Source organism: Nocardioides sp. F233, assembly GCF_057813895.1.
In genome coordinates, this window is the sequence record NZ_JBVASH010000001.1 from 903,144 (window position 1) to 927,368 (window position 24,225).

27 protein-coding genes are annotated in these 24,225 nt (G+C 71.0%); 19 read left to right on the plus strand and 8 right to left on the minus strand.

The features are described from left to right. Positions 1–12 precede the first annotated feature (12 nt). The 8 genes from ACZYRU_RS04285 (at position 13) to ACZYRU_RS04320 (ending at position 8,437) form a co-directional block, all read left to right on the plus strand. Positions 13–786, plus strand: a complete 774-nt coding sequence (locus tag ACZYRU_RS04285; protein WP_488955836.1) for a HoxN/HupN/NixA family nickel/cobalt transporter — start codon at positions 13–15, stop codon at positions 784–786. After that, positions 783–1,421: a hypothetical protein gene (locus ACZYRU_RS04290; protein ID WP_488955837.1), complete on the plus strand. Its 639-nt coding sequence runs from the start codon at positions 783–785 to the stop codon at positions 1,419–1,421. The genes ACZYRU_RS04285 and ACZYRU_RS04290 overlap by 4 nt, the downstream gene beginning before the upstream one ends. An 11-nt stretch (positions 1,422–1,432) precedes the next feature. After that, positions 1,433–5,908: a LamG-like jellyroll fold domain-containing protein gene (locus ACZYRU_RS04295; RefSeq protein ID WP_488955838.1), complete on the plus strand. Its 4,476-nt coding sequence runs from the start codon at positions 1,433–1,435 to the stop codon at positions 5,906–5,908. Between the two features lie 138 nt (positions 5,909–6,046). After that, a complete protein-coding gene (locus ACZYRU_RS04300) occupies positions 6,047–6,127 on the plus strand; it encodes a putative leader peptide (protein ID WP_372449664.1) in 81 nt (26 codons plus the stop codon). Positions 6,128–6,290: 163 nt separating this feature from the next. Further along, the gene (locus ACZYRU_RS04305) at positions 6,291–7,139 is read left to right on the plus strand and encodes a sulfurtransferase (protein ID WP_488955839.1); all 849 of its coding nucleotides are present in this window, start codon (positions 6,291–6,293) and stop codon (positions 7,137–7,139) included. Continuing rightward, the gene (locus ACZYRU_RS04310; RefSeq protein WP_488955840.1) at positions 7,139–7,447 is read left to right on the plus strand and encodes a DUF1416 domain-containing protein; all 309 of its coding nucleotides are present in this window, start codon (positions 7,139–7,141) and stop codon (positions 7,445–7,447) included. Before ACZYRU_RS04305 ends, ACZYRU_RS04310 begins: the two co-directional genes overlap by 1 nt. A 103-nt stretch (positions 7,448–7,550) precedes the next feature. Then, the gene (locus tag ACZYRU_RS04315; protein WP_488955841.1) at positions 7,551–7,979 is read left to right on the plus strand and encodes a TlpA family protein disulfide reductase; all 429 of its coding nucleotides are present in this window, start codon (positions 7,551–7,553) and stop codon (positions 7,977–7,979) included. Then, positions 7,979–8,437 carry a DUF4395 domain-containing protein gene (locus ACZYRU_RS04320; RefSeq protein WP_488955842.1) on the plus strand — a complete coding sequence of 153 codons (459 nt, stop codon included), beginning with the start codon at positions 7,979–7,981 and terminating at the stop codon, positions 8,435–8,437. The genes ACZYRU_RS04315 and ACZYRU_RS04320 overlap by 1 nt, the downstream gene beginning before the upstream one ends. A gap of 8 nt (positions 8,438–8,445) precedes the next feature. Here the strand turns inward: ACZYRU_RS04320 and dtd are convergent, their stop codons facing one another. The 3 genes from dtd to ACZYRU_RS04335 are packed head-to-tail and all read right to left on the minus strand — an operon-like array spanning position 8,446 to position 10,106. Then, positions 8,446–8,874: a D-aminoacyl-tRNA deacylase gene (dtd, locus tag ACZYRU_RS04325; protein ID WP_488955843.1), complete on the minus strand. Its 429-nt coding sequence runs from the start codon at positions 8,872–8,874 to the stop codon at positions 8,446–8,448. Between the two features lie 11 nt (positions 8,875–8,885). After that, complete coding sequence (locus ACZYRU_RS04330; protein WP_488955844.1) at positions 8,886–9,731, minus strand: SGNH/GDSL hydrolase family protein; 846 nt, start codon at positions 9,729–9,731, stop codon at positions 8,886–8,888. 12 nt (positions 9,732–9,743) lie between these two features. After that, positions 9,744–10,106, minus strand: coding sequence for a DsrE family protein (locus ACZYRU_RS04335; RefSeq protein ID WP_488955845.1), 363 nt, complete (start codon positions 10,104–10,106; stop codon positions 9,744–9,746). A 36-nt stretch (positions 10,107–10,142) separates the two neighbouring features. Here ACZYRU_RS04335 and ACZYRU_RS04340 point away from each other — a divergent pair, with 36 nt between their 5' ends. Genes ACZYRU_RS04340 through ygfZ form a run of 4 tightly spaced genes read left to right on the plus strand, consistent with a single transcriptional unit; the run spans position 10,143 to position 12,475 of the window. Beyond that, complete coding sequence (locus tag ACZYRU_RS04340) at positions 10,143–10,637, plus strand: heme-binding beta-barrel domain-containing protein (RefSeq protein WP_488955846.1); 495 nt, start codon at positions 10,143–10,145, stop codon at positions 10,635–10,637. Then, positions 10,630–11,055, plus strand: a complete 426-nt coding sequence (locus ACZYRU_RS04345; protein WP_488955847.1) for a Fur family transcriptional regulator — start codon at positions 10,630–10,632, stop codon at positions 11,053–11,055. The genes ACZYRU_RS04340 and ACZYRU_RS04345 overlap by 8 nt, the downstream gene beginning before the upstream one ends. Beyond that, positions 11,052–11,519: an adenylyltransferase/cytidyltransferase family protein gene (locus ACZYRU_RS04350; protein WP_488955848.1), complete on the plus strand. Its 468-nt coding sequence runs from the start codon at positions 11,052–11,054 to the stop codon at positions 11,517–11,519. The genes ACZYRU_RS04345 and ACZYRU_RS04350 overlap by 4 nt, the downstream gene beginning before the upstream one ends. Next, positions 11,516–12,475: a CAF17-like 4Fe-4S cluster assembly/insertion protein YgfZ gene (ygfZ, locus tag ACZYRU_RS04355; protein WP_488955849.1), complete on the plus strand. Its 960-nt coding sequence runs from the start codon at positions 11,516–11,518 to the stop codon at positions 12,473–12,475. Before ACZYRU_RS04350 ends, ygfZ begins: the two co-directional genes overlap by 4 nt. 182 nt (positions 12,476–12,657) lie before the next feature. Here ygfZ and ACZYRU_RS04360 read toward each other — a convergent pair whose 3' ends face one another. Then, positions 12,658–13,917, minus strand: a complete 1,260-nt coding sequence (locus ACZYRU_RS04360; RefSeq protein ID WP_488955850.1) for a sulfate adenylyltransferase subunit 1 — start codon at positions 13,915–13,917, stop codon at positions 12,658–12,660. Continuing rightward, the gene (cysD, locus tag ACZYRU_RS04365; protein WP_488955851.1) at positions 13,917–14,831 is read right to left on the minus strand and encodes a sulfate adenylyltransferase subunit CysD; all 915 of its coding nucleotides are present in this window, start codon (positions 14,829–14,831) and stop codon (positions 13,917–13,919) included. Before cysD ends, ACZYRU_RS04360 begins: the two co-directional genes overlap by 1 nt. Before the next feature lie 164 nt (positions 14,832–14,995). On the opposite strand from cysD, the gene ACZYRU_RS04370 reads away from it, so the two are divergent. From ACZYRU_RS04370 to ACZYRU_RS04380, 3 genes are all read left to right on the plus strand, one after another. Further along, on the plus strand, positions 14,996–15,772 hold the full coding sequence (locus ACZYRU_RS04370; protein ID WP_488955852.1) for a DUF4143 domain-containing protein: 777 nt from the start codon (positions 14,996–14,998) through the stop codon (positions 15,770–15,772). A gap of 85 nt (positions 15,773–15,857) precedes the next feature. Continuing rightward, positions 15,858–17,024, plus strand: coding sequence for a nucleotide sugar dehydrogenase (locus ACZYRU_RS04375; protein WP_488955853.1), 1,167 nt, complete (start codon positions 15,858–15,860; stop codon positions 17,022–17,024). A 92-nt stretch (positions 17,025–17,116) separates the two neighbouring features. Continuing rightward, the gene (locus ACZYRU_RS04380; RefSeq protein ID WP_488955854.1) at positions 17,117–17,254 is read left to right on the plus strand and encodes a hypothetical protein; all 138 of its coding nucleotides are present in this window, start codon (positions 17,117–17,119) and stop codon (positions 17,252–17,254) included. A 4-nt stretch (positions 17,255–17,258) separates the two neighbouring features. Here the strand turns inward: ACZYRU_RS04380 and ACZYRU_RS04385 are convergent, their stop codons facing one another. Together ACZYRU_RS04385 and cysC are read right to left on the minus strand one after the other, a co-directional pair. Next, positions 17,259–18,260: a sulfite exporter TauE/SafE family protein gene (locus tag ACZYRU_RS04385; protein WP_488955855.1), complete on the minus strand. Its 1,002-nt coding sequence runs from the start codon at positions 18,258–18,260 to the stop codon at positions 17,259–17,261. Then, entirely contained in the window at positions 18,260–20,173 is a 1,914-nt protein-coding gene (gene cysC, locus ACZYRU_RS04390) for an adenylyl-sulfate kinase (protein WP_488955856.1), read from the minus strand. Before cysC ends, ACZYRU_RS04385 begins: the two co-directional genes overlap by 1 nt. A 149-nt stretch (positions 20,174–20,322) precedes the next feature. Between cysC and ACZYRU_RS04395 the strand changes: the two genes are divergently transcribed. The 3 genes from ACZYRU_RS04395 (at position 20,323) to ACZYRU_RS04405 (ending at position 21,822) form a co-directional block, all read left to right on the plus strand. Beyond that, a complete protein-coding gene (locus ACZYRU_RS04395; protein ID WP_488955857.1) occupies positions 20,323–20,772 on the plus strand; it encodes a helix-turn-helix domain-containing protein in 450 nt (149 codons plus the stop codon). An 8-nt stretch (positions 20,773–20,780) separates the two neighbouring features. After that, a complete protein-coding gene (locus ACZYRU_RS04400; protein ID WP_488955858.1) occupies positions 20,781–21,422 on the plus strand; it encodes a hypothetical protein in 642 nt (213 codons plus the stop codon). A gap of 79 nt (positions 21,423–21,501) precedes the next feature. Next, a complete protein-coding gene (locus ACZYRU_RS04405) occupies positions 21,502–21,822 on the plus strand; it encodes a DUF2516 family protein (RefSeq protein ID WP_488955859.1) in 321 nt (106 codons plus the stop codon). A gap of 31 nt (positions 21,823–21,853) precedes the next feature. Here ACZYRU_RS04405 and manA read toward each other — a convergent pair whose 3' ends face one another. Beyond that, a complete protein-coding gene (gene manA, locus ACZYRU_RS04410; protein WP_488955860.1) occupies positions 21,854–23,035 on the minus strand; it encodes a mannose-6-phosphate isomerase, class I in 1,182 nt (393 codons plus the stop codon). A 106-nt stretch (positions 23,036–23,141) separates the two neighbouring features. On the opposite strand from manA, the gene galE reads away from it, so the two are divergent. Beyond that, positions 23,142–24,146, plus strand: a complete 1,005-nt coding sequence (gene galE, locus ACZYRU_RS04415) for a UDP-glucose 4-epimerase GalE (protein WP_488955861.1) — start codon at positions 23,142–23,144, stop codon at positions 24,144–24,146. Positions 24,147–24,225 lie beyond the last annotated feature (79 nt).

A 24,225-nucleotide genomic window follows, 5' to 3' on the forward strand; every position in this document is an offset into this window, starting at 1 on the left:
CCATGACTGCCCGTGCCCTCCCTCGACGACCGCCTGGTCGACCTCGTCGGCGCGCCCGGCTTCGTGCCCGTGGCGTTCCTGCTCGCCTTCGCGGCCGGTGCCGCACACGCCTTCGGCCCCGGCCACGGCAAGAGCCTGGCGGCGGCGTACCTCGTCGGCGCGGACGGCAAGGTCCGCGACGCTGCCTGGCTCGGCGCCTCGGTCGCCGTCATGCACACCGTGTCGGTGCTCGTCGTCGCCGTCGCCTGGACCTTCCTGTCGCTCTCGGACCTGCTCTCGCTGCAGGAGCTGACCAGTGGGCTGCAGCTGGCGGCGGGGCTGATGGTCGTCGGCGTCGGGATCTGGTTGTTCCGGCGCCACCTGCGCGGCGGCAGTCACGGGCACGGCCACGGACATGGGCACGGACATGGCCATGGCCACGGCCACGGGCATGGCCACGGCCACGGTGAGGGCCCGAGTCGCCCCGGCCTGGTCCTGCTCGGCATGTCCGGCGGCCTGACGCCGTCGCCGGCGGCCTTCCTGGTCCTGGTGACCGGCATCTTCACCGGCCGCTCCGGGTTCGCCCTGCTGCTCGTCATCACCTTCGGCCTGGGCCTGGCCACGGTGCTGTTCGGGGTCGGACTGCTCGCCCTGGCCGGGCGCAGCGTCGTGATCCGCGCCGCGGAGTCGCGGGCCCTGGTCACGACTGCGACCCGGGTCGCGCCGATGCTCGCCGCGGCGAGCATCACGGTGATCGGCTGCGTGGTCACCACGGCCGCCGTCGGCCAGCTGGTGGCTGCGACATGAGCCCGGCCGCGCACCCGTTCGGCGACCCGCAGACCGTCGAGGTCGCTCCCGACGCCACCGACCCCGCCCTGGTCCACGTGACCTGGAAGGTCGGCGCCGCCGACGACCTCACCCTGCTCGGCATCCACCTCGGCGTGCTGCCGGAGGACCGGGTGATGCTCGACGGCGCCATCGAGTACGACGACGGCGACGCCGCGCTCGTCCAGCAGGCGCCGGAAGTGCACAGCTACCTGCTCGAGCACGTCGAGGTGGCCAGCGGAGGCCAGGACTGCCCCGGCAGCGTCGAGGCGTCCGGCGACCTGATCGCCGACGGTGCCGACCTCGTGTTCACCTGCCCGCAGCCGGCGGCGACCGCCACCGTCACGGTGAGCACGCTGACCGACCTGCACCCGGCGTACCGCACCCTCGCGACCGGGCCCCACGGCCAGCACCAGGTGTACGGCGCCGACGCGCCCACCCACGACTGGTCCCTCGGCGCCACGACCGGCAGCGACCCGATCAGCACGACCAGCAGCACCGGCAGCAGCGCTGCCCTCCAGATCGGCGGTGTTCTCGGCGCCGTGCTCCTCGTCGCCGTCGCCGGGACCCTCGTGTCCCGGCGCCGACGACGGGCAACCCCCACCCCCAACCCCTGAGGAGACCCGTCGTGCCCGCACGACCCATGCGCAGGCTCCGGTTGCTCGCGACCTCCGTGGTCGCCGTGACCGCCGCCTCGGGCGGCCTGCTGGCCGCCCCGAGCCAGGCTGCGCCTCCCGCAGCCCCGACGCTGTTGCCGGAGGCCGCGGCGACCGCCGAACCAGCACCGACCCCCGACGTCCTCGACGTCGCCTTCCCGGGCGGCGTACCCACGGACGCCGCCCAGTCGCTCGCCCCGATCACCTACGGCACCCCGACCTTCGGCAGCGACGCCAAGCAGGGCCCGGTCATGACGGTCGACGGCGTCGACGACGCGATCGGCTTCCCGTTCGAGGACCAGTGGAGCAAGCTCACGACCGGTGTCAGCGTCGAGTGCGTGTTCCGCATCGACACCGCGATGCCGGTGACCGGTGAGAAGGACCTGTGCTCCGACAAGGAGGCCGGCGGCATCTCGATGTACGTCAACGGCCCCAACCTCGGCTTCATGGCCCACATCGGCGGCGGCTACAAGAGCGCCCTGACGCCGATCGAGGGCAACCGCTGGTACCACGCTGTCGCGACCTGGGACGGCAGCCAGGTCAGGCTGTACGTCAACGGCCAGCTCGCCCAGACCACCGCCGCCACCGGTGCGCTGACCTTCCCGGCGGCCACGTCGCGGCGCTTCATCGTCGGTGCCGACGCCGGCCCCACCGGCATCGGGCAGCCCGCCCCGCCGAGCACCTTCGCCGCCTCCGGCATCTTCTCCCGCGCGGTCACCGCGGACGAGGTGAAGGCCCTCGCGGCGCAGTGGGACACCGCCGTACCCACGCCGCAGGCCGACGTCCTCGACGTCGACTTCGCCGACGGCACCGCCAAGGACCGGGTCCGCGACCTCGCGGTCAAGACCTTCGGCACGCCGACGATCGGGCACGACAACGCGCTGGACCGCGACGTCGTGACCCTGACCGGTGACGACGCCTACGGCTACGCGCTCACCCCGCACTGGGGCCAGATCAGCTCGGCGGTCAGCATCGAGTGCACGTTCCGCTACGACGGCCCGCTGCCGGCCAGCACCGAGGCGTCGGTCTGCTCCGGCAAGGAGGCCGGCGGGTACTCGATCTACGTCAACGAGGACAAGGTCGGCCTGATGGCCCACATCGGCGGTGGCTACAAGACCGCCCGTGCGGTGATCAGCCCCGGCCGCTGGTACCACGTCGTCGGCGTGTGGACCGGCACCGAGATCAAGCTGTACGTCGACGGCGTGCTCGCCGCGACCACGCCGGCCACCGGTGCGCTGACCCTGCCCAACGCCACCGCCCGGGCCTGGACCGTCGGCGGCGACTCCGGCACCAACGCCGGCGCGCAGTTCTACACCACCGGCAAGATCGCCAACGCCCGCATCTACGGCCGGGCGCTGAACGACACCGAGATCAAGGCGCTCGACATCGCCGCCTTCGGCGAGCACCCGGACGCCGGTGTCCGCCTCACCGGCTCGGTGCCCGCGGCCGGCGCCCACCTCTCCTCGCCCGTCGAGCTCGACCTCGACATCGCGCACGAGGACAACGCCACCGGCTGGACGTACCAGCTCGACGGCAAGCCCGTCGCCGAGGGCGATCACGTCGGCGCCGGCCTGCAGGCCGGTCCGCACAAGCTCACTGCCACCGCGGTCGACGTGTTCGGCAAGCCGGTCTCCTTCGAGATCCCCTTCGCGTCCGACACCATCCCCACCGGCGGCGGCACCGGCTCCGGTGAGGGCAAGGGCGTCGTCCAGCTCTCCGCGATCGCGACCAGCCCCGACAGCAGCGACGTCACGACGACCTTCCGCAGGGCCACCGCGACCGTCGCCGACGGTGGCGTCCAGGGCGTCGTGACGAAGGTCCCGACCACCCTCGAGTTCGACCACGAGCAGGAGCAGCCGATCACCGGCCGTCTCGTGCCCGACGACGGCGACGCGAAGTCCAGCGCCACGAGCGGCGACCTGCCGTTCCAGCGCTTCGACGTCGAGGTCGGTCCGGCCGTCGCCGGCCAGCAGGTCGTGTGGAAGGGCGTCGTCGACCCCGAGCGGTCGGTCACGCTGCGGGCCTGGAACACCCAGACCACCGCATGGGTGCAGCTCGCCACCGCGCGCGGCGTACGCGACGGCGACACCGTCCTCAACGCCGTGCTGCGCCCGGCGTTCGTCGACGACGGCACCGTGCACCTGCTGGTGCTCGGCACCGACCCGTTCGCCGACGACCTCGCCCCGCGCGACGGCACGGCCGCGGCGTCGAAGGACAGGTTCGAGGACCCGGCCGACTACGACTTCTCGCTCGCGCACTTCACCGACACGCAGTACCTCGCCGAGGGTGCGGCCGGTGGCACGTACGACGACTGGGACGGCGTCGCCGAGCCGGCCGACGTGATGAAGGCCGAGGAGCAGGCGATCTGGGCCAAGGCCTACCGCGCCACGACCGACTGGATCGCCCAGCAGGCCGGGCCGCGCAAGATCGCCTGGGCCGGGCACACCGGTGACGTCATCGAGAACGACTACAACAACCCGCTCGCGACCAACGGTTCCGGCCAGCTGCTCTACCCGGGCCTGGACGAGCAGGTCACCCGCGAGTTCGAGTTCACCTCCGGTGCCCAGGCCACGCTCGACAGCTCGGGCATCCCCAACCAGGTGATCGCGGGCAACCACGACAACCAGCTCGGCAACGAGACGGGTCCGACCTCGCGGTTCAACCGCTACTACGGGCCGAACCGCTACTACACGGCCGCGCAGACCTGGCCGAGCGGTGCGTCGTACCACGCCTGGGACGAGACGACCGACAGCCAGGGCGCCGTCAGCGCGCCGGGCCAGGACAACCAGAACAACTACGTCCTGTTCTCCGCCGGTGGCCTCGACTTCGTCGCGGTCGGGCTGTCGTACGGCGTCACGCAGGCCGAGGCGGACTGGGCCAGCTCGGTGTTCGAGCGCTACCCCGACCGCAACGGCATCCTGCTCACCCACGCCTACCTCGCGCCGTCGACGGCCAAGGACGGCCGTGGGGCGAGCTTCTCGGGTGACGGCTCGAAGCTGTACGACGAGGTGGTCAGCGCCAACCCGAACGTCTTCCTGATCCTCGCCGGCCACGAGCACGGCGTCGGGACCAACCTGAAGACGGGTGTCGGCGCGACGGTGCAGCACAACGTCGTCGAGCTGCTGGCGGACTACCAGTTCTACAAGGTGTCCGCGGGTGAGCTGTGGCCCGAGAAGGTCGACGGGGCCGGCAACATCGACCTCGACGGCGACGGTGCCACCGACCACAAGGCCGGGGACCTGCTGCAGTTCGGTGCCAGCTGGCTGCGGCTGCTGCAGTTCGACGTCGACCGGTCCGAGGTCAGCATCGACACCTACTCGCCGCACTTCAAGAACTTCGGTGCGACCGAGTACGACGACCGCAAGCGCTACAACAGCGCCGAGGACAACCTGACCCTCCCGGTCGACCTGTCCAGCCGGAGCACGACCTTCTCGACCGACGGGTTGACGGTGGTCACCCCGACCGACCAGGCGATCGGCGTACAGACGGCGAGGTCGGGCTGGCCGGCCACCGTCACGTGGGCGGGCCTGGCCGAGGGCGAGGTCTACGCGTGGACGGCCGAGAGCCGCACCGCTTCCGGGCAGCAGATCGGCTCGATCCGCCAGTTCGGCACGGTGTTCCGGGCGACGGCTGTCGGTACGGACGTGAAGCCGCCGACCATCTCGGTGCCGGAGGACACGACGGTCAAGCTCGGGGAGACCTTCGACAAGCTCGCCGGCGTGACCGCGACCGACGAGGCCGACGGCGACCTGACCGCCGAGGTCGACGTGGTCGGTGAGGTCGACACCGACACCGCCGGCAGCTACGCGCTGACCTACGTGGTGGGGGACAGGAACGGGAACCAGGCGATCGCCACCCGCGTCGTGCGCGTGGTCGAGGTCGCCGACACCCGCGCCGCCACGGCGATCACCGTGGGCAACGCGTCGGTGACCTTCGGCCAGCAGACCACGCTGACCGCGAAGGTCACCCCCGCCACGGCCACCGGCCTGGTCCGCTTCCTCAACGGGGAGGAGGTGCTGTGCGAGGCGACGGCCGCCAACGGCACGGCGTCGTGCACGGTTGCGACCCTGCCGCCGCCGGGCGACTACGTGGTCGTGGCGTCGTACGTCGGCGACCGGGCGCACCAGGAGTCGCAGCGCTCGTTCGTGCTGAAGGTCGCGGACGGTGCAGCGGCGGCCAAGGCCGACCCGAGGCTCAAGGCGAAGGTCGCCAAGGCGTCCCTCGTGCGCGGGGCGAAGGTCGTGCTCAAGGCGAAGGTCGCCCCGGGCGCCACCGGCCAGGTGGTGTTCCGCAGCGGCGGACGCACCCTGTGCGTGGCGACCATCGAGGACGGCGTCGCGACCTGCAAGGTACGGCTCGGGCCGGGTGCCTGGAAGGTGCGGGCGACGTACGCCGGAAGTGCGGGGTACGCGGCCGACAAGGCGGTGCTGAGCTTCCGCAAGCGCTGAGCGCACGCACCTCCTGACGACCGCCGTCCGGCGGGGCCTGTGGGTCCCGTCGGGCGGCGGTCTCATTATATGGATGTGCGTCTCAGTATTCGGGAAGCGGAGTTCGTGGATCCGGGAAAGCCGCCTAGGCTCTTCCCCATGTCGACGACCCTGCTGCTGACCAAGCGGCGCGCGGTGGACAACTGCCGCGTCAGCTCGGCGCTGTGTCGACCCTGCTGACGGGTCTCTGAGTCTCCCGGTTCTCTGCCGGCTCACCCGTCGCTTCTCGTGGCGCTGTCGCGCGCCCAGGCGTCGTCCTGTGCGTTCGTCGTGCTGCCACACCAGCACCGTCCGTCGTACCGCACCATCGCAACCACCACGCGAACACCAGTAAGGAATCAGCATGAGCCGCGAGAATTCGCTCGTCTCCACCCAGTGGGTCGAGGACAACCTCGGCACCGACAAGGTCGTCGTCATCGAGGTCGACGAGGACACCACGGCCTACGACAAGGGTCACATCAAGGGCGCCATCAAGCTCGACTGGACCACCGACCTCCAGGACCAGGTCCGTCGCGACTTCGTCAACAAGGAGCAGTTCGAGGCGCTCCTGTCCTCGCGTGGCGTCGCCAACGACGACACCGTGATCCTCTACGGCGGCAACAACAACTGGTTCGCGGCCTACGCCTACTGGTACTTCAAGCTGTACGGCCACCAGGACGTCAAGCTCATGGACGGCGGCCGCAAGAAGTGGGAGCTCGACAGCCGCGAGCTGACCGACGAGCTGCCGACCCGCGCCGCGACGTCGTACACCGCCCAGGAGCAGGACCGCTCCATCCGCGCCTTCCGTGACGACGCCGTCGCCGCCATCGGCGTGCAGAACCTGGTCGACGTGCGCAGCCCCGACGAGTACGCCGGTCGCCTCCTCGCCCCGGCCCACCTCCCGCAGGAGCAGTCGCAGCGCGCCGGCCACATCCCGACGTCGGTCAACGTCCCGTGGAGCAAGAACGCCAACGACGACGGCACCTTCAAGTCCGACGAGGACCTGCAGGCGCTGTACGCCGAGGTCGGCTTCGACGAGACCAAGGACACCATCGCGCTGTGCCGCATCGGTGAGCGCTCCTCGCTGACCTGGTTCGTGCTGCAGGAGCTGCTCGGCAAGAAGAACGTCAAGAACTACGACGGCTCGTGGACCGAGTACGGCTCCCTCGTCGGCGTTCCGATCGCGCTCGGCGACGAGCCCGGTGACGCCTGATGTGCGGCGCGAAGATCGGCGGCCTGTCGCTTGACGGCGTCAACGTCGCCAAGGAGGCCGTGATCCAGGGCCAGGTCGTGCGCGGCACGGGCGACGACGCCACCCCGGTGGCGAGCGCCTACGTGCGGCTGCTCGACAAGTCCGGTGAGTTCACCGCGGAGGTCCCGACCTCCGCGACCGGCCACTTCCGGTTCTTCGCCGGCGACGGCCAGTGGACCCTCCGCACCCTGGCCCCCAAGGCCGACCCGGTCGACCGCGTCGTGCAGGCGCAGACCGGCTCGGTCGCCGAGGTCCTCATCTCCATCTGAGGGCGTTCGATCGTCGAGTAGCCCGCGAGGGACGAGCGGGCGTATCGAGACGCGGCGGCGGCTCCCGGAATCCGGGGGCCGCCGTCGCCGTTGAAGGAGAATTGTGAACCCCGGACTCGCGTTGCTCCTGGTCGCCGTCGTCGTGGCGGTGGGCTTCGGGCTGTACCGCCGCCGTACCGACGGCACCTTCGCCTCCGCCGCGGTCGAGACGACCGCCTGGTCGAGCGTCGCCGCCTCCGTGCCCGACGCGGAGCTGGGGGAGCGGGCCACCCTGCTCCAGTTCTCCAGCGCCTTCTGCGCTCCCTGCCGCACGACCCGTGTGGTGCTCGCCGACGTCGCCGGCAAGGTCGACGGCGTCGCCCACGTCGAGATCGACGCCGAGGAGCACCTCGACCTGGTCCGCGCGCTCGACGTGCGTCGTACCCCGACCACGCTGGTGCTCGACCACCGTGGTCACGAGCTCACCCGCGCCGCCGGCGCCCCGCGCCGCGAGCAGGTGCTCGCCGCTCTCCCGACGCTCCAGGGATCCTGATGACCACCACTGCTCCCGTCACCGCCGGCATCGACCCGCGCGGCCCGCGCTTCACCGCGGCGATCACGCTGGTGGTCTTCGCCGTGGCCCTGCTGCTCTCCGACGCCGCGCCGAGCGTGGCCGCCGTGCTCACCGGCATCCAGGCCGTGTTCTTCGCGATCGGCGCCGGCCTCGGCGTGCATCGGACGCCGACGGGTGTGCTCTTCCGGCGCCTGGTCCGTCCGCGGCTCGCCGCCCCCGACCACCTCGAGGACCCCGCCCCGCCCCGCTTCGCCCAGGCCGTCGGGCTGGTGTTCGCCGTCGTCGCCACCCTCGGCTTCGCCACCGGCGCGGTGCTCCTCGGCCAGGTCTTCGCCGCGTTCGCCTTCGTCGCCGCCTTCCTCAACGCCGTCTTCGCGTTCTGCCTGGGCTGCGAGATGTACCTGCTCGGGCTGCGCCTGACCCGTCGCTCGGCCTGACCTAGCGGTCAGGGAGTCTCGAGCAGCACGGTGAACGGGCCGTCGTTGACCGAGCTGACCTTCATGTCCGCCCCGAACACGCCCTTCTGGACAGGGGTTCCGGCGGCGACCAGCGCATCGCACACCGCCTCGTAGAGCGGCTCGCTGACCGGGCCGGGGGCGGCGGCGATCCAGGTGGGACGGCGGCCCTTGCGGGCGTCGCCGTACAGCGTGAACTGGGAGACCACGAGCACGGATCCGCCGGTCTCACCCACCGACTGCTCGTCGGACAGGATGCGCAGGTCGCGGATCTTGCGGGCCATCCAGGCGACCTCGGCGTCGCCGTCGGAGTGCGTGACGCCGAGGTAGACCAGGAGGCCCGGCCCGTCGATGGAACCGACGACCGCGCCGTCGACGACGACGGAGGCGGAGCTGACCCGCTGGAGCACGGCGCGCACGACGTACCTCCTCAGACCAGGTCGGCGAGCAGGCCGGCGATCATGACCTGCTCCTCGGCGTACGGGTGCCAGGCGAGCCCGGGCCGCCCTGCGGCGGGGGCCGAGCCGGCGATCCACGGATCGTCGGCGCAGATGTCGTGGCCGCGGCTCGGCGTCGCGGTGTCGAGGTACGTCGCCCCGCGCTCGTCGGCCACCGACGCCATCGTCGCGTTGAGGCTGTCGACGACGTGCTGGACCAGGGGTACGTCGGCCGCCGCGATGCCGAGGTCGCTGCAGGTGCCCTCGGTCGGGAAGACCGTGGGGTAGCCCACCAGCACGACCTTCGCCTTCGGCGCCTTCGACAGGACCGCGTCGACGACCCCGCCGATCCGGTCCGACATCTGGTCGAGGGCCGCCTGGATGTCGTTGGTGCCCGCGGCCCGGTCGGCCTCGGTGCACGGCGCGCCGTCGGGGTCGCTCATGCCGAGCTGCACGCACTTGATGAACACCCGGACCGAGAGGCCGAGGTCGTTGAGGCCGAGCCCGATCGTCACCAGGTCCGTGGAGGACGTCACGGCGTCGAGCTGCGGCGCGATGGAGCGGTTGCGGATCTTCTGCTCGCCCTCGACGGCGTCGGTGGGGGCGGCCGAGCAGCTGACGTCGGTGAGGTCGAGCTCGGCCTTCTTCGCCAGCAGGTGCGGGTAGTTGTTGCGCGAGCGCACGCAGCCGTTGCGCCCGTCGGCACGCCCGATCAGGGGGCCGGCGGTGTAGGAGTCGCCGAGCGCGACGTACTCGCGCTTCGAGCCGGCGGACTTCTCACAGGCGCTGAGCGTGACCGCCAGGGCGGCCGCCAGGAGCAGGGCGGAGGCGCGACGCATGGGAGAACCCTCTCAGTAGACGAGGGCCTGGACGCCCTCACCCAGGATTTCCTCGACGAACACCGGTGCTCCCGCGATGCGTACGCCGGCCAGCAGGTCCGCCTCCGACAGTGAGCGCCGTGCCGCACACTGCGCGCACACGGTCACCGAGCCCACGGCGAGCACCGCTTCGATCAGGTCGGGCAGGGGCGTCGCGAGCGGCAGGTCGAGCTCGGCGGCGCGGCCCGGGACGGCCAGCCAGGCGGCTTCCCCGGTGAGCCACAGCGAGACCGGGACACCCGAGACGGCGGCCGCGGCGGCCACCGTGAAGGCCTGGTTGCAGCGCTCCGGGTCGTCGGCTCCGCAGGTGACCTTGACGACGAGGCTGCGCGACATGGGTCAGAGCCTACGCAGCGCCTAGAATCGCCTGTCGTGGCCTTCGAACTTCCCGACAACCTGCACCCCAACTGCGGACCGATCGCGTGGATGCTCGGCACGTGGCGTGGCAACGGCCACGGCGACTACCCGACGATCGACTCGTTCCAGTTCGGCCAGGAGCTGATCTTCACCCACGACGGGCGCCCGTTCTTCCACTACATGGCGCGGGCCTGGATCATCGACGAGAACAACGAGAAGGTCCGCGACGCCGCGATCGAGACCGGCTTCATCCGGGCCGTCGGCGAGGGCCGCTTCGAGATCCTGCTGACCCACAACACGGGCATCGCGGAGATCTGGGAGGGCGAGGCCGACAACGGCAAGTTCGAGTGGACGACCGATGCGGTGGCGCGGACCGAGACGGCCAAGGAGTACGTCGCCGGCAAGCGTCTCTACGGCAACGTCGAGGGCGACCTGCTCTACGCGTTCGACATGGCCGCGATGGGCCAGCCGCTCCAGCCGCACCTGTGGGCGAGGCTCAAGCGTGCCTGAGGAGGCCGACTGGCGCGCAGCCCTCCGCGAGAAGGGCTACCGCCTCACGCCCCAGCGCGAGCTGATCCTCGGCGCGGTCGACGCACTCGGCCACGCCACCCCCGACGAGGTGCTGGCCCACGTCCAGCAGACGGTGAGCACGATCAACGCCTCCACCGTCTACCGCACGCTCGAGGTGCTCGAGGAGCTGGGCCTGATCCGGCACGCGCACCTCACGGACCGCGCGCCGACGTACCACTCGACGCGCGGGCACGTGCACTTCCACCTCGTGTGCCGCGGCTGCGGCGACGTGATCTCCGTGGACGAGGCCGAGGCGGCGCCCTTCGTCGCCGCCCTCGCCGCCCGGGGATTCGTCGCGGACCTCGGCCACCTGACCGTCCACGGGCGCTGCGCCCGTTGCGAAGGAGCGACCCCGTGACCACCGTGCTGACCTACGGCACCTTCGACCTGTTCCACATCGGCCACCTGCGGCTGATCGAGCGCCTCGCCGGGATGGGCGACCGCCTGGTCGTGGGCGTCTCGACCGACGAGTTCAACGCGGGCAAGGGCAAGAAGTCGGTCGTGTCGTACGACGACCGTGCCGCCATCGTCGGTGCCATCAAGGGCGTCGACCTGGTGGTGCCGGAGCGTTCGTGGGACCAGAAGCGTGCCGACATCGTCGAGCACGGTGTCGACCTGTTCGTGATGGGCGACGACTGGGCCGGGAAGTTCGACGACCTCTCCGACGTTTGCGAGGTGAGGTACCTGCCGCGCACCTCGGGTGTGTCGAGCACCGAGATCAAGGAGATGCTCCGCACGCTCGACCCGGCGCACATCGAGGAGATGCAGGCAGCCCTCGGCACCCTCACCCGCCTCCTCGAGCACTACCGGGACCTCACATGACCTACGCCAGCCCCCTCCTCGACCTCCCCGGCGCCGTCGCCGGCGAGGGCATCGACGCCGGAGTCGCCGCCCACTACGGCAGCCTGTACGGCGAGCAGCGGGCCCTCGCGGCCGGCGAGGGCTTCGTCGACCTCTCCCACCGCGACGTCCTGCGCGTCGCCGGGCCGGACCGGCTGAGCTGGCTGCACTCGATCACCACGCAGTACTTCGAGGGCCTGCCGGCCGGGCAGTGGATCTCCGGGCTCGTCCTCTCGCCCCAGGGCCACGTCGAGCACGCCTTCACCGGCGTCGACGACGGCGAGGCGTTCACGGCCCACACCGAGCCCGGCCGTGCGGCCGCGCTGATCGCGTTCCTCGAGCGGATGAAGTTCATGATGCGCGTCGAGATCACCGATGTGACCGGCGACCTCGCCGTCGCGTGGCGCCCGGTCGGCGCGGGCCGCTACGACCTCGTCCCGCGCGACCAGCTGGCGTCGTACGCCGCCGCGGCGGGTCCGGCCGCCGGCTCGTGGGCCTTCGAGGCACTGCGCATCGAGCGCGGCGAGCCGCGCTTCGGCATCGACACCGACGAACGCACCATCCCCAACGAGGTCGGCTGGATCGCCGAGGTGCCGTGGAACGCCGTCCACCTCGACAAGGGCTGCTACCGCGGTCAGGAGACGGTCGCCCGGGTCCACAACCTCGGCAAGCCACCCCGCCGGCTGACCCTGCTCCACCTCGACGGCTCCGAGAACCGGCTCCCCGCCCCCGGCACCGAGGTGCTGCCCGAGGCCGGCGGCCGCGCGGCCGGCGTCGTCGGCTCCTCGGCCCGCCACCACGAGCTCGGCCCGATCGCGCTCGCGCTGCTCAAGCGCAACACCGACGTCGCCGCGCAGCTCGTCGTCGACGGGCTCCCCGCCGCCCAGGAGGTCGTCGTCGACCCCGAGGTCGGCCTGCACTTCCGCCCCCAGCGCTGACCCGGCACCAACTGGCTCTGAAATCGGGCCGACCCGGCAGAAACTGGCTCCGAAATCACGTCGACCCGGCAGAAGTTCTGCCGGGTCGACGTGTATTTCGGGCCTAGTTTCTGCCGGGTCAGCGGAAATCCGGAGCCAGTTTCTGCCGGGTCGGCGGAAATCCGGAGCCAGTTGGCGCCGGGTCAGCCGTTGATCATGCCGGCGCCGACGGTCACGCCGGTCGCCTCGTCGATCAGGATGAACGAGCCGGTGGTGCGGTTCTTCGAGTACGGGTCGCACAGCAGCGGCACCGTGGTGCGCAGCGTGACGCGGCCGATCTCGTTGACGCCGAGCTCGTTGGTCGCCTGGTCGCGGTGCAGCGTGTTGACGTCGAGGCGGTACTGGATGTCCTTGACCAGCGCGCGGCCCGTGCGGGTCGTGTGCTTGAGCGCCAGCTTCTGCCGCGGCTGCAGCGGGGTGGTGGTCATCCAGCAGATCATCGCGTCGATGTCCTGGCTCGGGACGGGGGCGTTCTTGACCCGCGCGATCATGTCGCCGCGCGAGACGTCGACGTCGTCCTCGAGGTGGACCGTCACGCTCATCGGCGGGAAGGCCTCGGTGATCTCCTTGTCGAACAGGTCGATCTTGGCGATCTTGGAGGTCATGCCGGAGGGGAGCACGACGACCTCGTCGCCCGGCTTGAGGATGCCACCGGCGACCTGGCCGGCGTAGCCGCGATAGTCGTGGAACTCGTCCGACTTGGGCCGGACGACGTACTGCACCGGGAACCGGGCGTCGATCAGGTCGCGGTCGGAGGCGACGTGCACGTGCTCGAGGTGGTGCATGAGCGTGGGACCGGAGTACCACGGCATGTTCTCGGAGCGGGTCACGACATTGTCGCCCTGCAGCGCCGAGATCGGGATGACCTCGAGGTCGGGCACGTTGAGCTTGGTCGCGAACTGCGTGAACTCGGCGTAGATCTTGTCGTAGACGGCCTGGTCGAAGTCGACGAGGTCCATCTTGTTCACGGCCAGCACGAGGTGCGGGACGCGGAGCAGCGACAGGATCACCGCGTGCCGGCGGGACTGCTCGGTGAGGCCCTGGCGGGCGTCGACGAGCACCAGGCCGAGGTCGGCGGTCGAGGCGCCGGTGACCATGTTGCGCGTGTACTGCACGTGGCCCGGGGTGTCCGCGATGATGAACTTGCGGTTGGGCGTCGCGAAGTAGCGGTACGCCACGTCGATGGTGATGCCCTGCTCGCGCTCGGAGCGCAGGCCGTCGGTCAGCAGCGCGAGGTCGGTGTAGTCGTACCCCTTCGCCTCGCTGGTGGCCTCGACCGCCTCGAGCTGGTCCTCGAAGATCGCCTTCGAGTCGAGCAGCAGGCGCCCGATGAGGGTCGACTTGCCGTCGTCGACCGAACCAGCGGTCGCGAAGCGGAGCAGGTCCATGTTGGTGCCGGCCATCAGAAGTAGCCCTCCTTCTTGCGGTCCTCCATGGCAGCCTCGGAGAACCGGTCGTCGCCGCGGGTCGCGCCGCGCTCGGTCTTGCGGGCGACCGCGACCTCGTCGATGATCTCGGCGATCGTGGACGCCGTGCTCTCGACGCAGCCGGTCAGCGTGATGTCGCCGCAGGTGCGGAACCGGACGGTCCGCTCCTCGACGACCTCACCCTCGCGCAGCGGGTTGAGCGGGGTCTCGCTCATCAGCATGCCGTCGCGCTCGAAGACGCGGCGCTGGTGCGAGTAGTAGATGTTCGGGATCTCGATGCCCTCGCGGCCGATGTAGTCCCAGACGTCGAGCTCGGTCCAGTTGGAGATCGGGAAGATCCGCATGTGCTCGCCCTCGTGCAGGCGGCCGTTGTAGAGGCTCCAGAGCTCGGGGCGCTGGTTCTTCGGGTCCCACTGGCCGAACTCGTCGCGGTGGGAGTAGACGCGCTCCTTGGCGCGGGCCTTCTCCTCGTCGCGGCGACCGCCACCGAAGGCGGCGGTGAAGCCGTTCTCCTCGATCGCGTTGAGCAGCGTCGGGATCTGGAGGCGGTTGCGGCTGATCTTCGCGGCGTCCGGGATGATCCCGTTCTTGATCGCGTCGTCGATGCTCGCCACCACGAGGTTCACGCCGAGCCGGCTGACCCAGCGGTCGCGGGTCTCCATGACCTCGGGGAAGTCCAGGCCGGTGTCGACCTGCAGGATCGAGAAGGGGATCTTCGCCGGGTAGAAGGCCTTCTCCGCCAGCCGCAGCATGACGATGGAGTCCTTGCCGCCCGAGAACATCAGCACGGGCTTCTCGAACTCGGCCGCGACCTCGCGGAAGATGTGGATCGACTCTGCCTCCAGCTGGTCCAGCTGGCTGAGGCGGTAGTCGCTGTGCGTCTGAGTCATGCCTTGGCGACCTGTCCTTTCAGGGTGCATCCGGTGCCTGGGAGGTCATCTGTACCCCTCGGGCCCGGTCATCGTGCCACGCATTCCCTGTCAGCGGGACATCGCTGGCGGTTCGATAGACAAATCGACGAGTTTGGCAGCGGGAGGCCCTAGGCTTGCTGCCCGTGGCCGCCGACTTCGTCGCCCGTCTGGGCTCCCGGGGAACGGTCCCGGGTGACCTGCGGACCGCCTGGGACCTCGAGCGGTACGTCGCCGCGACGGCCCGCGCCGTGACCGACGACGAGCTGCAGCGGATCGCCCGGCGGGCCCGTGCGGTCCGACGTACCGACCCGGCACGGCTGGCTGCACTGCTGTCAGCGCTGGCGGACCCGCCGATGGGCGAGCTCAACAAGGCCCGGCTCGGTGCAGCGGCGGGCATCCCGCCCACCACGCTCCAGCCGTACGTCGACGTGCTCGTCGAGATCGGCGTGCTCCGCCTGCTGCCGGGATCACGCTCGTCGGCGGCGAAGCGCGCCATCGGCCGCCCCCAGGTGGTCTTCGAGGACCCCGCCCTGGCCCGGCACCTGGCCGGCCACACGCCCGCCGACCTCGTCGCCTTCTCCGGCCGGAGCGAGCTGGCGCCGCTGCTGCTCACGATGGTCGCGGCCGAGCTGCTGCGCCAGCAGGAGACCAGCGCCGTCGAGCACCGGGTCGCCTACCTGCGCGAGCGCAACGGACTCGAGGTCGACCTGGTCGTCGAGCTGCCCGACGACAGCCTCTTCGGGATCGAGGTGCGCACCGCCGCGAGCCTGCGCCCCCACCAGTTCACCTCGCTGCACGCGCTCGCCCGGCGCGCCGGCGGACGGTTCCGGGGCGGGGTCGTGCTCAACACCGCGCACCGCGGGCACGTCTACGGGCCGCGGCTGTGGAGCCTGCCGATCGCGACCCTGTGGGACCAGTGAACGGCTCGACACTGGTCTCCTGACCGTCATCGGGCGGCCACCCCCACACCCGCGTCCGTTCAGGGACCGCGCTCAGCCTCGAAGCATGAAGATCACCGTGGTGGGGGCCGGCTACGTCGGCCTGTCCAACGCCGTGCTGCTCGCGCAGCACAACGACGTGTGGGTGCTCGACGTCGACGCAGCCCGGATCGAGGCCGTGAACGAACGCCGTTCGCCGATCGTCGACACCGAGCTCGAGGAGCACCTGCGCCGCCCCGAGCTGTCGCTGCGGGCAACCCGGGACGCGAAGGCGGCGTACGCCGACGCGTCGTACGTCATCGTCGCGACGCCGACGAACTACGACCCCGAGACCGACCGCTTCGACACGTCCACCGTCGAGCGGGTCACCAAGGCGGCGCTGGCGGCGAACCCCGCGGCGACGGTGGTCATCAAGTCGACGGTGCCGGTCGGCTACACCAACACGCTGCGCGAGCGGCACCCCGGCGCGTCGATCCTGTTCAGCCCGGAGTTCCTGCGCGAGGGCCGGGCGTTGCACGACAACCTGCACCCGTCGCGGATCGTCGTCGGCTCGGACACCGAGTCCGGTCGGCTGTTCGCCAAGCTCCTGCTCCAGGGCGCGGTCGAGGACGACGTACCCGTGCTGTTCACCGGCTCGACGGAGGCCGAGGCGATCAAGCTGTTCGCCAACACCTACCTCGCGCTCCGCGTCGCGTACTTCAACGAGCTCGACACGTACGCCGCCACCCACGGTCTCGCGACCCGGCAGATCATCGAGGGCGTCGGCCTCGACCCGCGTATCGGCGGGCACTACAACAACCCTTCGTTCGGGTACGGCGGCTACTGCCTCCCGAAGGACACCCGCCAGCTGCAGGCCAACTACCGCGACGTCCCGCAGAACCTGATCAGCGCGATCGTCGACGCCAACACCACCCGCAAGGACTTCATCGCCGACGACGTGCTGCGCCGCGACCCGAAGGTCGTCGGGATCCACCGGCTCACCATGAAGGCGGGCTCGGACAACTTCCGCGAGTCGGCCGTGCAGGGCGTGATGAAGCGGATCAAGGCCAAGGGCGTGAAGGTCGTCGTGTTCGAGCCCGAGCTGGACCAGAAGCGGTTCTTCGGCTCGAAGGTGATCAAGGACCTCGACACCTTCAAGGAGAAGGCCGACGTGATCATCGCGAACCGCCGTACCGACGCCCTCGACGACGTCGCGGACAAGGTCTACACGCGGGATGTGTACGGGCGCGACTGACCCCCCGATGTGACTACGGGGTGTCCGCCGATCAGAGGACGGAATCGCTCGGACCGCGGGAGTACCGTGGAGGCAGTTCTAGGGGGACTGCCATGGAGATGCTCATCGGAATCGCGGGCGGCGTGTGGGTCGCCGCGGCCGCCGTGCTCACGCTCGGGCTGGCGCGAGCCGCCGCCCACGAGCGGCCCTTCTTCGCCGAGGAGCAGCGCCAGCTCGGTCTGGTGGGCTGACCGCTCAGGCGCGGGTGCGCTTCTTGTCCTGGCTGCCGAAGGACTCGATCTCGGCGACCGTGGGCGCGCCGAACATCGACATCCCGAGCTGCTTGCGCAGCAGGCCCCACACGAGCGGGACCAGCACCAGCATGGCGACGCCGACCGCGGCGACCAGGACGGCCTCGAGGGTCTCGTGGCCCTCGCCGAACGGGTGCAGGCCGGCCTTGAACAGCAGGGCCACGCCCGACATGGTCAGCACGATCACGATGCCGCGGCGGATGAACGACTGAGGCACGCGCGGCGCGAGCCGGGACCCGAGCAGGGTGCCGGGGACCGAGCCGATGACCAGCGGGATGACCAGGTCCCACTCGAGGCCGTGGATCGCGATGTTGGCCAGCGCGGCGCTGAGCACCAGCGGCACGGCCTGGACCAGGTCGGTGCCGACCAGCCGGACGGCCGACAGCCCGGGGTAGAGCATCAGCAGCGCGATCATGATGACCGAGCCGGAGCCGACACTGGTGACGCCGACGAGCAGGCCGCCGAGCATGCCGACCAGCAGGGTCGGGATCGGCCGGATCCGCGGGTTGTCGTCGGGGAGCGCGCCGCCGCGGCGTACCCGCTTGAGGTTGATGTAGAGACGCAGGGCGTACGTCGACGCGGCGAACAGCAGCGCGATGCCGATGCAGAGCTTGAGCGTCTTCTCCAGCTCGGTCGGGTCGTCGGTGATCGCCTTGACCAGCCACGGGCCGAGGAAGGCCATCGGTACCGAGCCGAGGATCAGCCAGCCCGCGAGTCGCAGGTTGGGTGAGCCCTCCTTCGCGTGGGTCAGCGCGCCACCGGACTTGTAGACCGCCGCGGCGGTCAGGTCGGCGGTGACGATCGACGCGGTGTGGCCGACGCCGAGGAAGATCAGCGCGGGCGTCATCAGCGCGCCGCCGCCCATGCCGGTCAGGCCGACGACGATGCCGACGAAGAAGCCGGCGGCCGCGATGGAGAGCGCGGTCAGGGTGAGGAGGTCGTCCACTACTCGTCGCCTGTCTGTGCGGAGGTCGGGGCAGTCGCGGGCAGCGCCAGGCGGCGCAGCACGGACTGGAGGAGGGCGTCGATCTGGTCGGCCGAGACCTCGGCCGCCGCCTTGCCCCGCCGGTACGGGTCCCGGATGTCGTGGTGGTCGGCCGTGCCCGCCCGGCGGTGCCCGACGGCGGTCACGAGCTCGGCGCCGTGCAGGTCCGCGTCGACCCGCTCGACCGACTCGGCGAACTGGGCGAGCGTGAAGGCCTTGCGGAACGCGCCCGGCACCTCCTCGAGCACGAACTGCCGGTGCGACGCCTCGGCGGTCAGCACCAGGTCGGCCGCCTCGATCAGGTCGTCGGTGAGCGGCCGGCTGGCGAAGCCGTTGAGCAGGTCGGCGCTCACGCCGCGCTCGGCGAGCACCTCGGCCATGGTCCGGTCGACCCGGTGCGCGTTGAAGCCGTGGGTGCCGGCGCTGGCGAACTCGATGCCGCTGTCGGCGCCGGCGAGGGCCCGCGAGCGGAGCTCCATGTACGGCGAGCGGCAGATGTTGGCCGTGCAGACGAAGAGCACCCGCAGCGGGCGGGCACCGCCGGTGGCGGTGCGGGCGCCCGTGGGCTCCTCGTCGACGGGCTCGGGGGTGGCGTCCGGGCCGGCGGCGACGATCTCAGCGATCTCGGGCCCGGGCGCGGTGGGCGGTGCCACGGTCGCGGGCGGCTCGGGAGCCGTCAGGTCGACGTACCCGGCCGAGCGCAGCGCGAGCACGACGTCCTCGAGGGCGTCCTCGATCGTGCGGCCCGTGGTGTCGACGCGTACGTCGGCGTCGTCGGGCTCCTCGTAGGGCGAGGAGATGCCGGTGAACTCGGGGATCTCGCCACGCCGGGCCTTGGCGTACAGGCCCTTGCGGTCGCGCCGCTCGCACTCCTCGAGCGGCGTCGCCACATGGACGAGGAAGAACGCGCCGCCCGCCTGGTCCACCATCGCCCGCACCTGCTGGCGCGTCTCGTCGAAGGGGGCGATCGGGCTGCAGACAGCAATCCCGCCGTGGCGGGAGATCTCCGCGGCCACCCAGCCGATCCGGCGGATGTTGGTCTCGCGGTCCTCCTTGGAGAAGGTCAGGCCCGCGGACAGGTTGCGGCGTACGACGTCGCCGTCGAGGCTGGTCAGGCTCCGGCCGCCGTGCTCGAGCAGGCGGTCCATGAGTGCCTGGGCGAGGGTGGACTTGCCGCTGCCGGACAGGCCGGTGAAGAAGAGCACCAGGCCCTGCTGGTCCAGGCGCGGGCGCTCCGCCTCGGCGATGTCGGCGAGGCCGGGGAGCAGGTGACCGCCGTACGCGAGCTCGACGACCGGGTCGGTGTCGGCGTACGACGTCAGCACGGAGATGCGCAGCGCCGGATCGGCGAGCGAGGCGTGGTCGGCGAGTGGTACGGCGACCACGTCGGCGTCGATCGCGTCCGCCACCCGCAGCGTCGCGCGGAGCAGGCCGACCGGGCTGACCGCGGGGGTGCCGGCGCCGACGAGCGCGAGCAGCACCACCGGGCCGAGCCCGCGCAGCTGCTCGACCTGGACGTCGGTCATCAGGTCGGTGACGGGGACGAAGGTGCGCCCGGCGTACTGCTCCCGCACGGCGGCCGGTGACAGGTGCAGGCGGCGGAACGGGCCGTACTGGGCGTGCGTCAGCGGCGTCACCGCGAGGCCGCGCAGCACGCTGGAGACCCGGGCGAGAGGCAGGCCCTCGGGGTCGACCAGCTCGACCTCGTTGCCCTCGTCGAGGTGCGTGAGGAGCTCGTCGGGCAGGGAGAGCGTGAGGGGGCTGCCCGGCTCGTTGAACCCGTGGATCGGGTCGGCTGCTCCGGACGTCAGCAGCTCGAGGTCGTCGAGCTCACGCTGCGTGGGGCAGTGCTGGGGCAGGGGCGGGCGTGACACACGGGTGATCGTACAGAGTCGAGTGAGTTGATCCGATTTGAACAGTGAAAGGTGGGACCAGTCGGCCGTCCTTGAAGGCAAAGAGCTTGTGAACGAGTTCACGCCAGGAGTGCTTGCAACTGCTAACTATTGCTAGCACCATGGTGCCCATGGCCAAGGGCAAGGTGGGGAAGACCGTCGGGTCACTCGGTGACTACCTCAAGGAGCAGCGGGTGTCGTCCCGTCTCTCCCTGCGGCAGCTCGCCGACCAGGCGGGTGTCTCCAACCCGTACCTGAGCCAGATCGAGCGGGGGCTCCGCAAGCCTTCTGCCGAGGTGCTGCAGCAGATCGCGAAGGCACTGCGGATCTCCGCCGAGCAGCTCTACATCAGGGCCGGGATCCTCAGCCCCGATGACGGCGTGGGGGGATCGGTGGAGCTCGCGATCGTGAGCGACACCGGTCTCACCGAGCGACAGAAGCAGTCGCTCCTCGATGTCTACGCATCGTTCCTCGCGCTCAATGCGGCCGACACGGATGGCTCCACGGAGGCCGCGGCGGCGCAGGAGGACGCGCCAACCAACACCGAGACGGACTCTGACGCCGTCGCCAACGAAGGGTGAAACCAGCAATGCCGAAGCTCGAGCTCCCCAAGATCGAGATCCCGACCATCGACCTCAAGAAGGTCGACCTCCCCGAGATCCCCGCGGTCGCCGCGAAGCCGATCTACGCCGGCGTCGGCGTGATCGACCTGGCCGTCGAGGAGGTCAAGACCTACGTCGCCGACGTGCAGGCCAAGGCCATCGCCTACGTCGCCGACGTGCAGAAGGACGTCACCGCCCGCGTGGCCGAGGTGCAGAACACGGTCAAGGGCTTCGAGCTCCCCGAGCCGAAGAGCCTGCAGGGCAAGGCCGTCGCCTCCTTCGCCGAGCGCCGCACCCAGGCCGAGGCCCGCATCGCCGGCTTCCAGGCCGACGCCAAGGCCCTCCCGGCCAAGGTGCAGAGCAGCGTCAAGGGTGCGTACGACGAGAACGTCGCCACCGCCACCGCTCTGTACGCCGACCTCGCCAAGCGCGGTGAGGGCGTCGTCGTGAAGCTGCGCACCGGAGATGCCCCCAAGGCCGCCCCGGCCACGAAGGCCGCCGCGAAGAAGGCTCCCGCCGCCAAGAAGGCCCCGGCCGCGAAGAAGGCCGCTCCGGCCAAGAAGGCGCCGGCCAAGAAGGCTCCCGCCGCCAAGAAGGCTCCGGCCAAGAAGGCCACCCCGGCCAGCTGAACCCGTTGAGCACGAACGGCCCCGAGGCAGCTGCCTCGGGGCCGTTCTGCGTGTTCAGGCCCTCATCTACGCTGGGGACATGAGCGATGCCTTCGTCCCCCCGTTGCCGACCTGGCTCGGCGCGGGAGCCGACATCGAGGCGTGGATCTTCATCGGCGTCTCGTTCGCGCTGCTCGCCATCAAGATCTTCGCCTTCGTCAGCGCCATCCTGTACTCCGCCGAGTCGTACTCCGCGGCCGACAAGATGTCCAAGCCCGCCTGGTGCGCGATCCTCGGGATCGGGCTGCTGATCCAGGTGGTGCCGGTGCCGTTGAGCCTGGTCAACCTCGCGCTGCTGGTCGCGGCGCTGGTCTACCTCGCCGACGTACGACCGGCTCTCGCGGGCCTGCGCCGGCGTTGACCGGCTGACCCGGGGCCCGAGGGCGCCGGGCTCAGAGCAGGTCGAACAGCTGGCCGCGGGCGTCCGTGGCCGGCACGAACGCCTGGGCGATCTCGCCCGTCCCGGCGACCCGCAGCTCGCCGTCGCCGGCGTCGGCGTACGCCACGTCACCGCGGCGCAGGCGCAGCACCTCGTCGCGGCGGTTGGCCAGGGCCACCTCGCCGCCGGTGCAGACCAGCAGGCGCTGGCCCGAGGCCGGGAGCACGACGCCGGCCGGGTCGGCCGGCGAGCTCTGGGTGACCGACAGCGCGAAGTCGCCGCACGGGCTGAAGACGTCGGTGGAGAAGTTGAACACGATCGGCTCGACGCGGGCGGCGCGGGACGTGCCCTCCTCCAGGCAACGGACCAGGCCCTGCGGGTCGACGTGCTTGGTCGTGAGCCCGGCGCGGAGCACGTTGTCGGACGACACCATGACCTCCAGGCACATCCCACGCAGGTGCGCGTGGATGATCCCCGTGGCGAGGTACGCCGCCTCGCCGGCCTGCAGCGTGAGCCGGTTCATCAGCAGCGAGACGATCACGCCCACGTCGCCGGGGTTGGTCTCGGCGAGCTCGACGGCGGTCTCGAAGGCGCGCTTGACGTCGAGGCCCGCGTCGAGCGCCTTCTGGCAGGCCTGCGCGACCTCGGTGACGACCTCGGCGCTCGGCGGTGCGGCGAGCAGGCCCTCGACCAGCCGCACGATGCCCGGGAAGCCGCTGTTCTCGACCAGCCCGGCCATCAGCTCGTCGGCGAGCGGGTGGTCCAGTGCGTGCAGGAGCCGCATGATCTCCGAGGTGCGTCGCAGCCCGACCAGGGTGTCGAAGGTCGAGAGCGCGTAGACCATCTCCGGCTTGGGGTGGGGATCCTTGAAGACCCGCTCGGGTGCGCTGATCGCGATCCCGGCCTCCTCCTCGGCAGCGAATCCGGCGGCGGCGCGGGGCGCGTCCGGGTGCACCTGGATCGACAGCGGCCGGTCCGCGGCCAGCACCTTGAGCATGAAGCCCAGCTCGCCGGCGACCTCGGTCAGTGGCCGCTTCTCGCCGGAGGCGTCGACCACCTGGGCCGTGCCGAGCGGGTGCGTGCCGACCCACACCTCGGCGACCCGTCGGCCGTCGGCATCGCGGCGCAGGAAGCCCGGGATGGCGTCGGCAGAACCCCAGTCGTAGGACTGGGTGGCGCAGTCGAGCGCGAGCAAGGAGACCTCCTGGGGGAGCGGCGGACACGAGGACTTTACTGGCGGGTCACGAACCGCGCGGCGCATCACCCGAACCCGGGCACCCCGGTCTCAGTAGGGTCGGGGCATGAAGGTTCTCGTGACCGGCGGCGCCGGCTACCTCGGGTCGATCACGGCGAAGGCGCTCGAGCAGGCCGGCCACACGCCGGTGGTCCTCGACTCCCTGCTCAGCGGCCCACGGGCGTACGTCGGCGAGCGGATCTTCTACGAGGGTGACGTCGCCGACCGGGCGCTGCTGCGCCGGATCGTGGCCGAGCACCCCGACCTCGACGCGACCGTGCACATGGCGGCGCGGATCGTCGTACCCGAGTCGGTCGAGCTGCCGTACGAGTACTACCGCGACAACGTGGCGAAGTCGCTGGAGATGTTCGACGAGCTCACCGCCCTCGGCAAGCCGCGGATCCTGTTCTCCTCGACGGCCTCGTTGTACGCGCTCACCCCGCAGTTCGAGGTGACCGAGGAGGACGCGGTCGACCCGACCTCGCCGTACGCCCGCACCAAGCGGATGATGGAGCAGGTCCTCGAGGACCTCGCGAAGGCCACCGACCTGCGGGCGATCATCCTGCGCTACTTCAACCCGATCGGTGCCGACCCCGACCTGACGACCGGCTACCACCTGCGCGACGCGACCCACGTGGTGCCGCTGATGGCGCAGACCGCGCTCGGCTACCGGGAGAGCTTCACGCTCACCGGCACCGACCACCCGACCCGGGACGGCACGGGCATCCGCGACTACATCCACGTGTGGGACCTGGCGCGCGCTCACGTGCGTGCGGTCGAGGAGTTCGACGCCGTGCTGGACACGGTCGGGGCGCCGTACACCTACATCAACCTCGGCTCCGGCGACGGCGTGACCGTGCGCGAGCTGCTCGCGGCCGTCGAGCGCGTGGTCGGGAAGCCGGTCCCCGTCGTCGAGGCGCCGGCACGTCCGGGCGATGCGGCCGGTGCGTACGCCAACGCCGACAAGGCGCTCGAGCTGCTGGGGTGGCGCACCGAGCTCTCGCTCGACGAGGCGATCTCCTCCGCGCTGGCGTGGGGGGAGAAGCGCAAGGACGTGCTCGGGTACGCCTGACGCACTAGCCGCGCCCAAGGGCGGCGCAAGTGTCCTCGGTGACGGTGGGTCTCCAGACCACCCGAGCAGGAGGAACCCC

Bases quoted from the DNA above. Each gene is read 5' to 3' on its own strand.
- ACZYRU_RS04290 (WP_488955837.1), top strand. From the start codon at position 783: ATGAGCCCGGCCGCGCACCCGTTCGGCGACCCGCAGACCGTCGAGGTC.
- ACZYRU_RS04300 (WP_372449664.1), top strand. From the start codon at position 6,047: ATGTCGACGACCCTGCTGCTGACCAAGCGGCGCGCGGTGGACAACTGC.
- ACZYRU_RS04305 (WP_488955839.1), top strand. From the start codon at position 6,291: ATGAGCCGCGAGAATTCGCTCGTCTCCACCCAGTGGGTCGAGGACAAC.
- ACZYRU_RS04310 (WP_488955840.1), top strand. From the start codon at position 7,139: ATGTGCGGCGCGAAGATCGGCGGCCTGTCGCTTGACGGCGTCAACGTC.
- ACZYRU_RS04320 (WP_488955842.1), top strand. From the start codon at position 7,979: ATGACCACCACTGCTCCCGTCACCGCCGGCATCGACCCGCGCGGCCCG.
- ACZYRU_RS04330 (WP_488955844.1), bottom strand. From the start codon at position 9,731: ATGCGTCGCGCCTCCGCCCTGCTCCTGGCGGCCGCCCTGGCGGTCACG.
- ACZYRU_RS04335 (WP_488955845.1), bottom strand. From the start codon at position 10,106: ATGTCGCGCAGCCTCGTCGTCAAGGTCACCTGCGGAGCCGACGACCCG.
- ygfZ (WP_488955849.1), top strand. From the start codon at position 11,516: ATGACCTACGCCAGCCCCCTCCTCGACCTCCCCGGCGCCGTCGCCGGC.
- ACZYRU_RS04360 (WP_488955850.1), bottom strand. From the start codon at position 13,917: ATGGCCGGCACCAACATGGACCTGCTCCGCTTCGCGACCGCTGGTTCG.
- cysD (WP_488955851.1), bottom strand. From the start codon at position 14,831: ATGACTCAGACGCACAGCGACTACCGCCTCAGCCAGCTGGACCAGCTG.
- ACZYRU_RS04375 (WP_488955853.1), top strand. From the start codon at position 15,858: ATGAAGATCACCGTGGTGGGGGCCGGCTACGTCGGCCTGTCCAACGCC.
- ACZYRU_RS04380 (WP_488955854.1), top strand. From the start codon at position 17,117: ATGGAGATGCTCATCGGAATCGCGGGCGGCGTGTGGGTCGCCGCGGCC.
- ACZYRU_RS04395 (WP_488955857.1), top strand. From the start codon at position 20,323: ATGGCCAAGGGCAAGGTGGGGAAGACCGTCGGGTCACTCGGTGACTAC.
- ACZYRU_RS04400 (WP_488955858.1), top strand. From the start codon at position 20,781: ATGCCGAAGCTCGAGCTCCCCAAGATCGAGATCCCGACCATCGACCTC.
- ACZYRU_RS04405 (WP_488955859.1), top strand. From the start codon at position 21,502: ATGAGCGATGCCTTCGTCCCCCCGTTGCCGACCTGGCTCGGCGCGGGA.
- galE (WP_488955861.1), top strand. From the start codon at position 23,142: ATGAAGGTTCTCGTGACCGGCGGCGCCGGCTACCTCGGGTCGATCACG.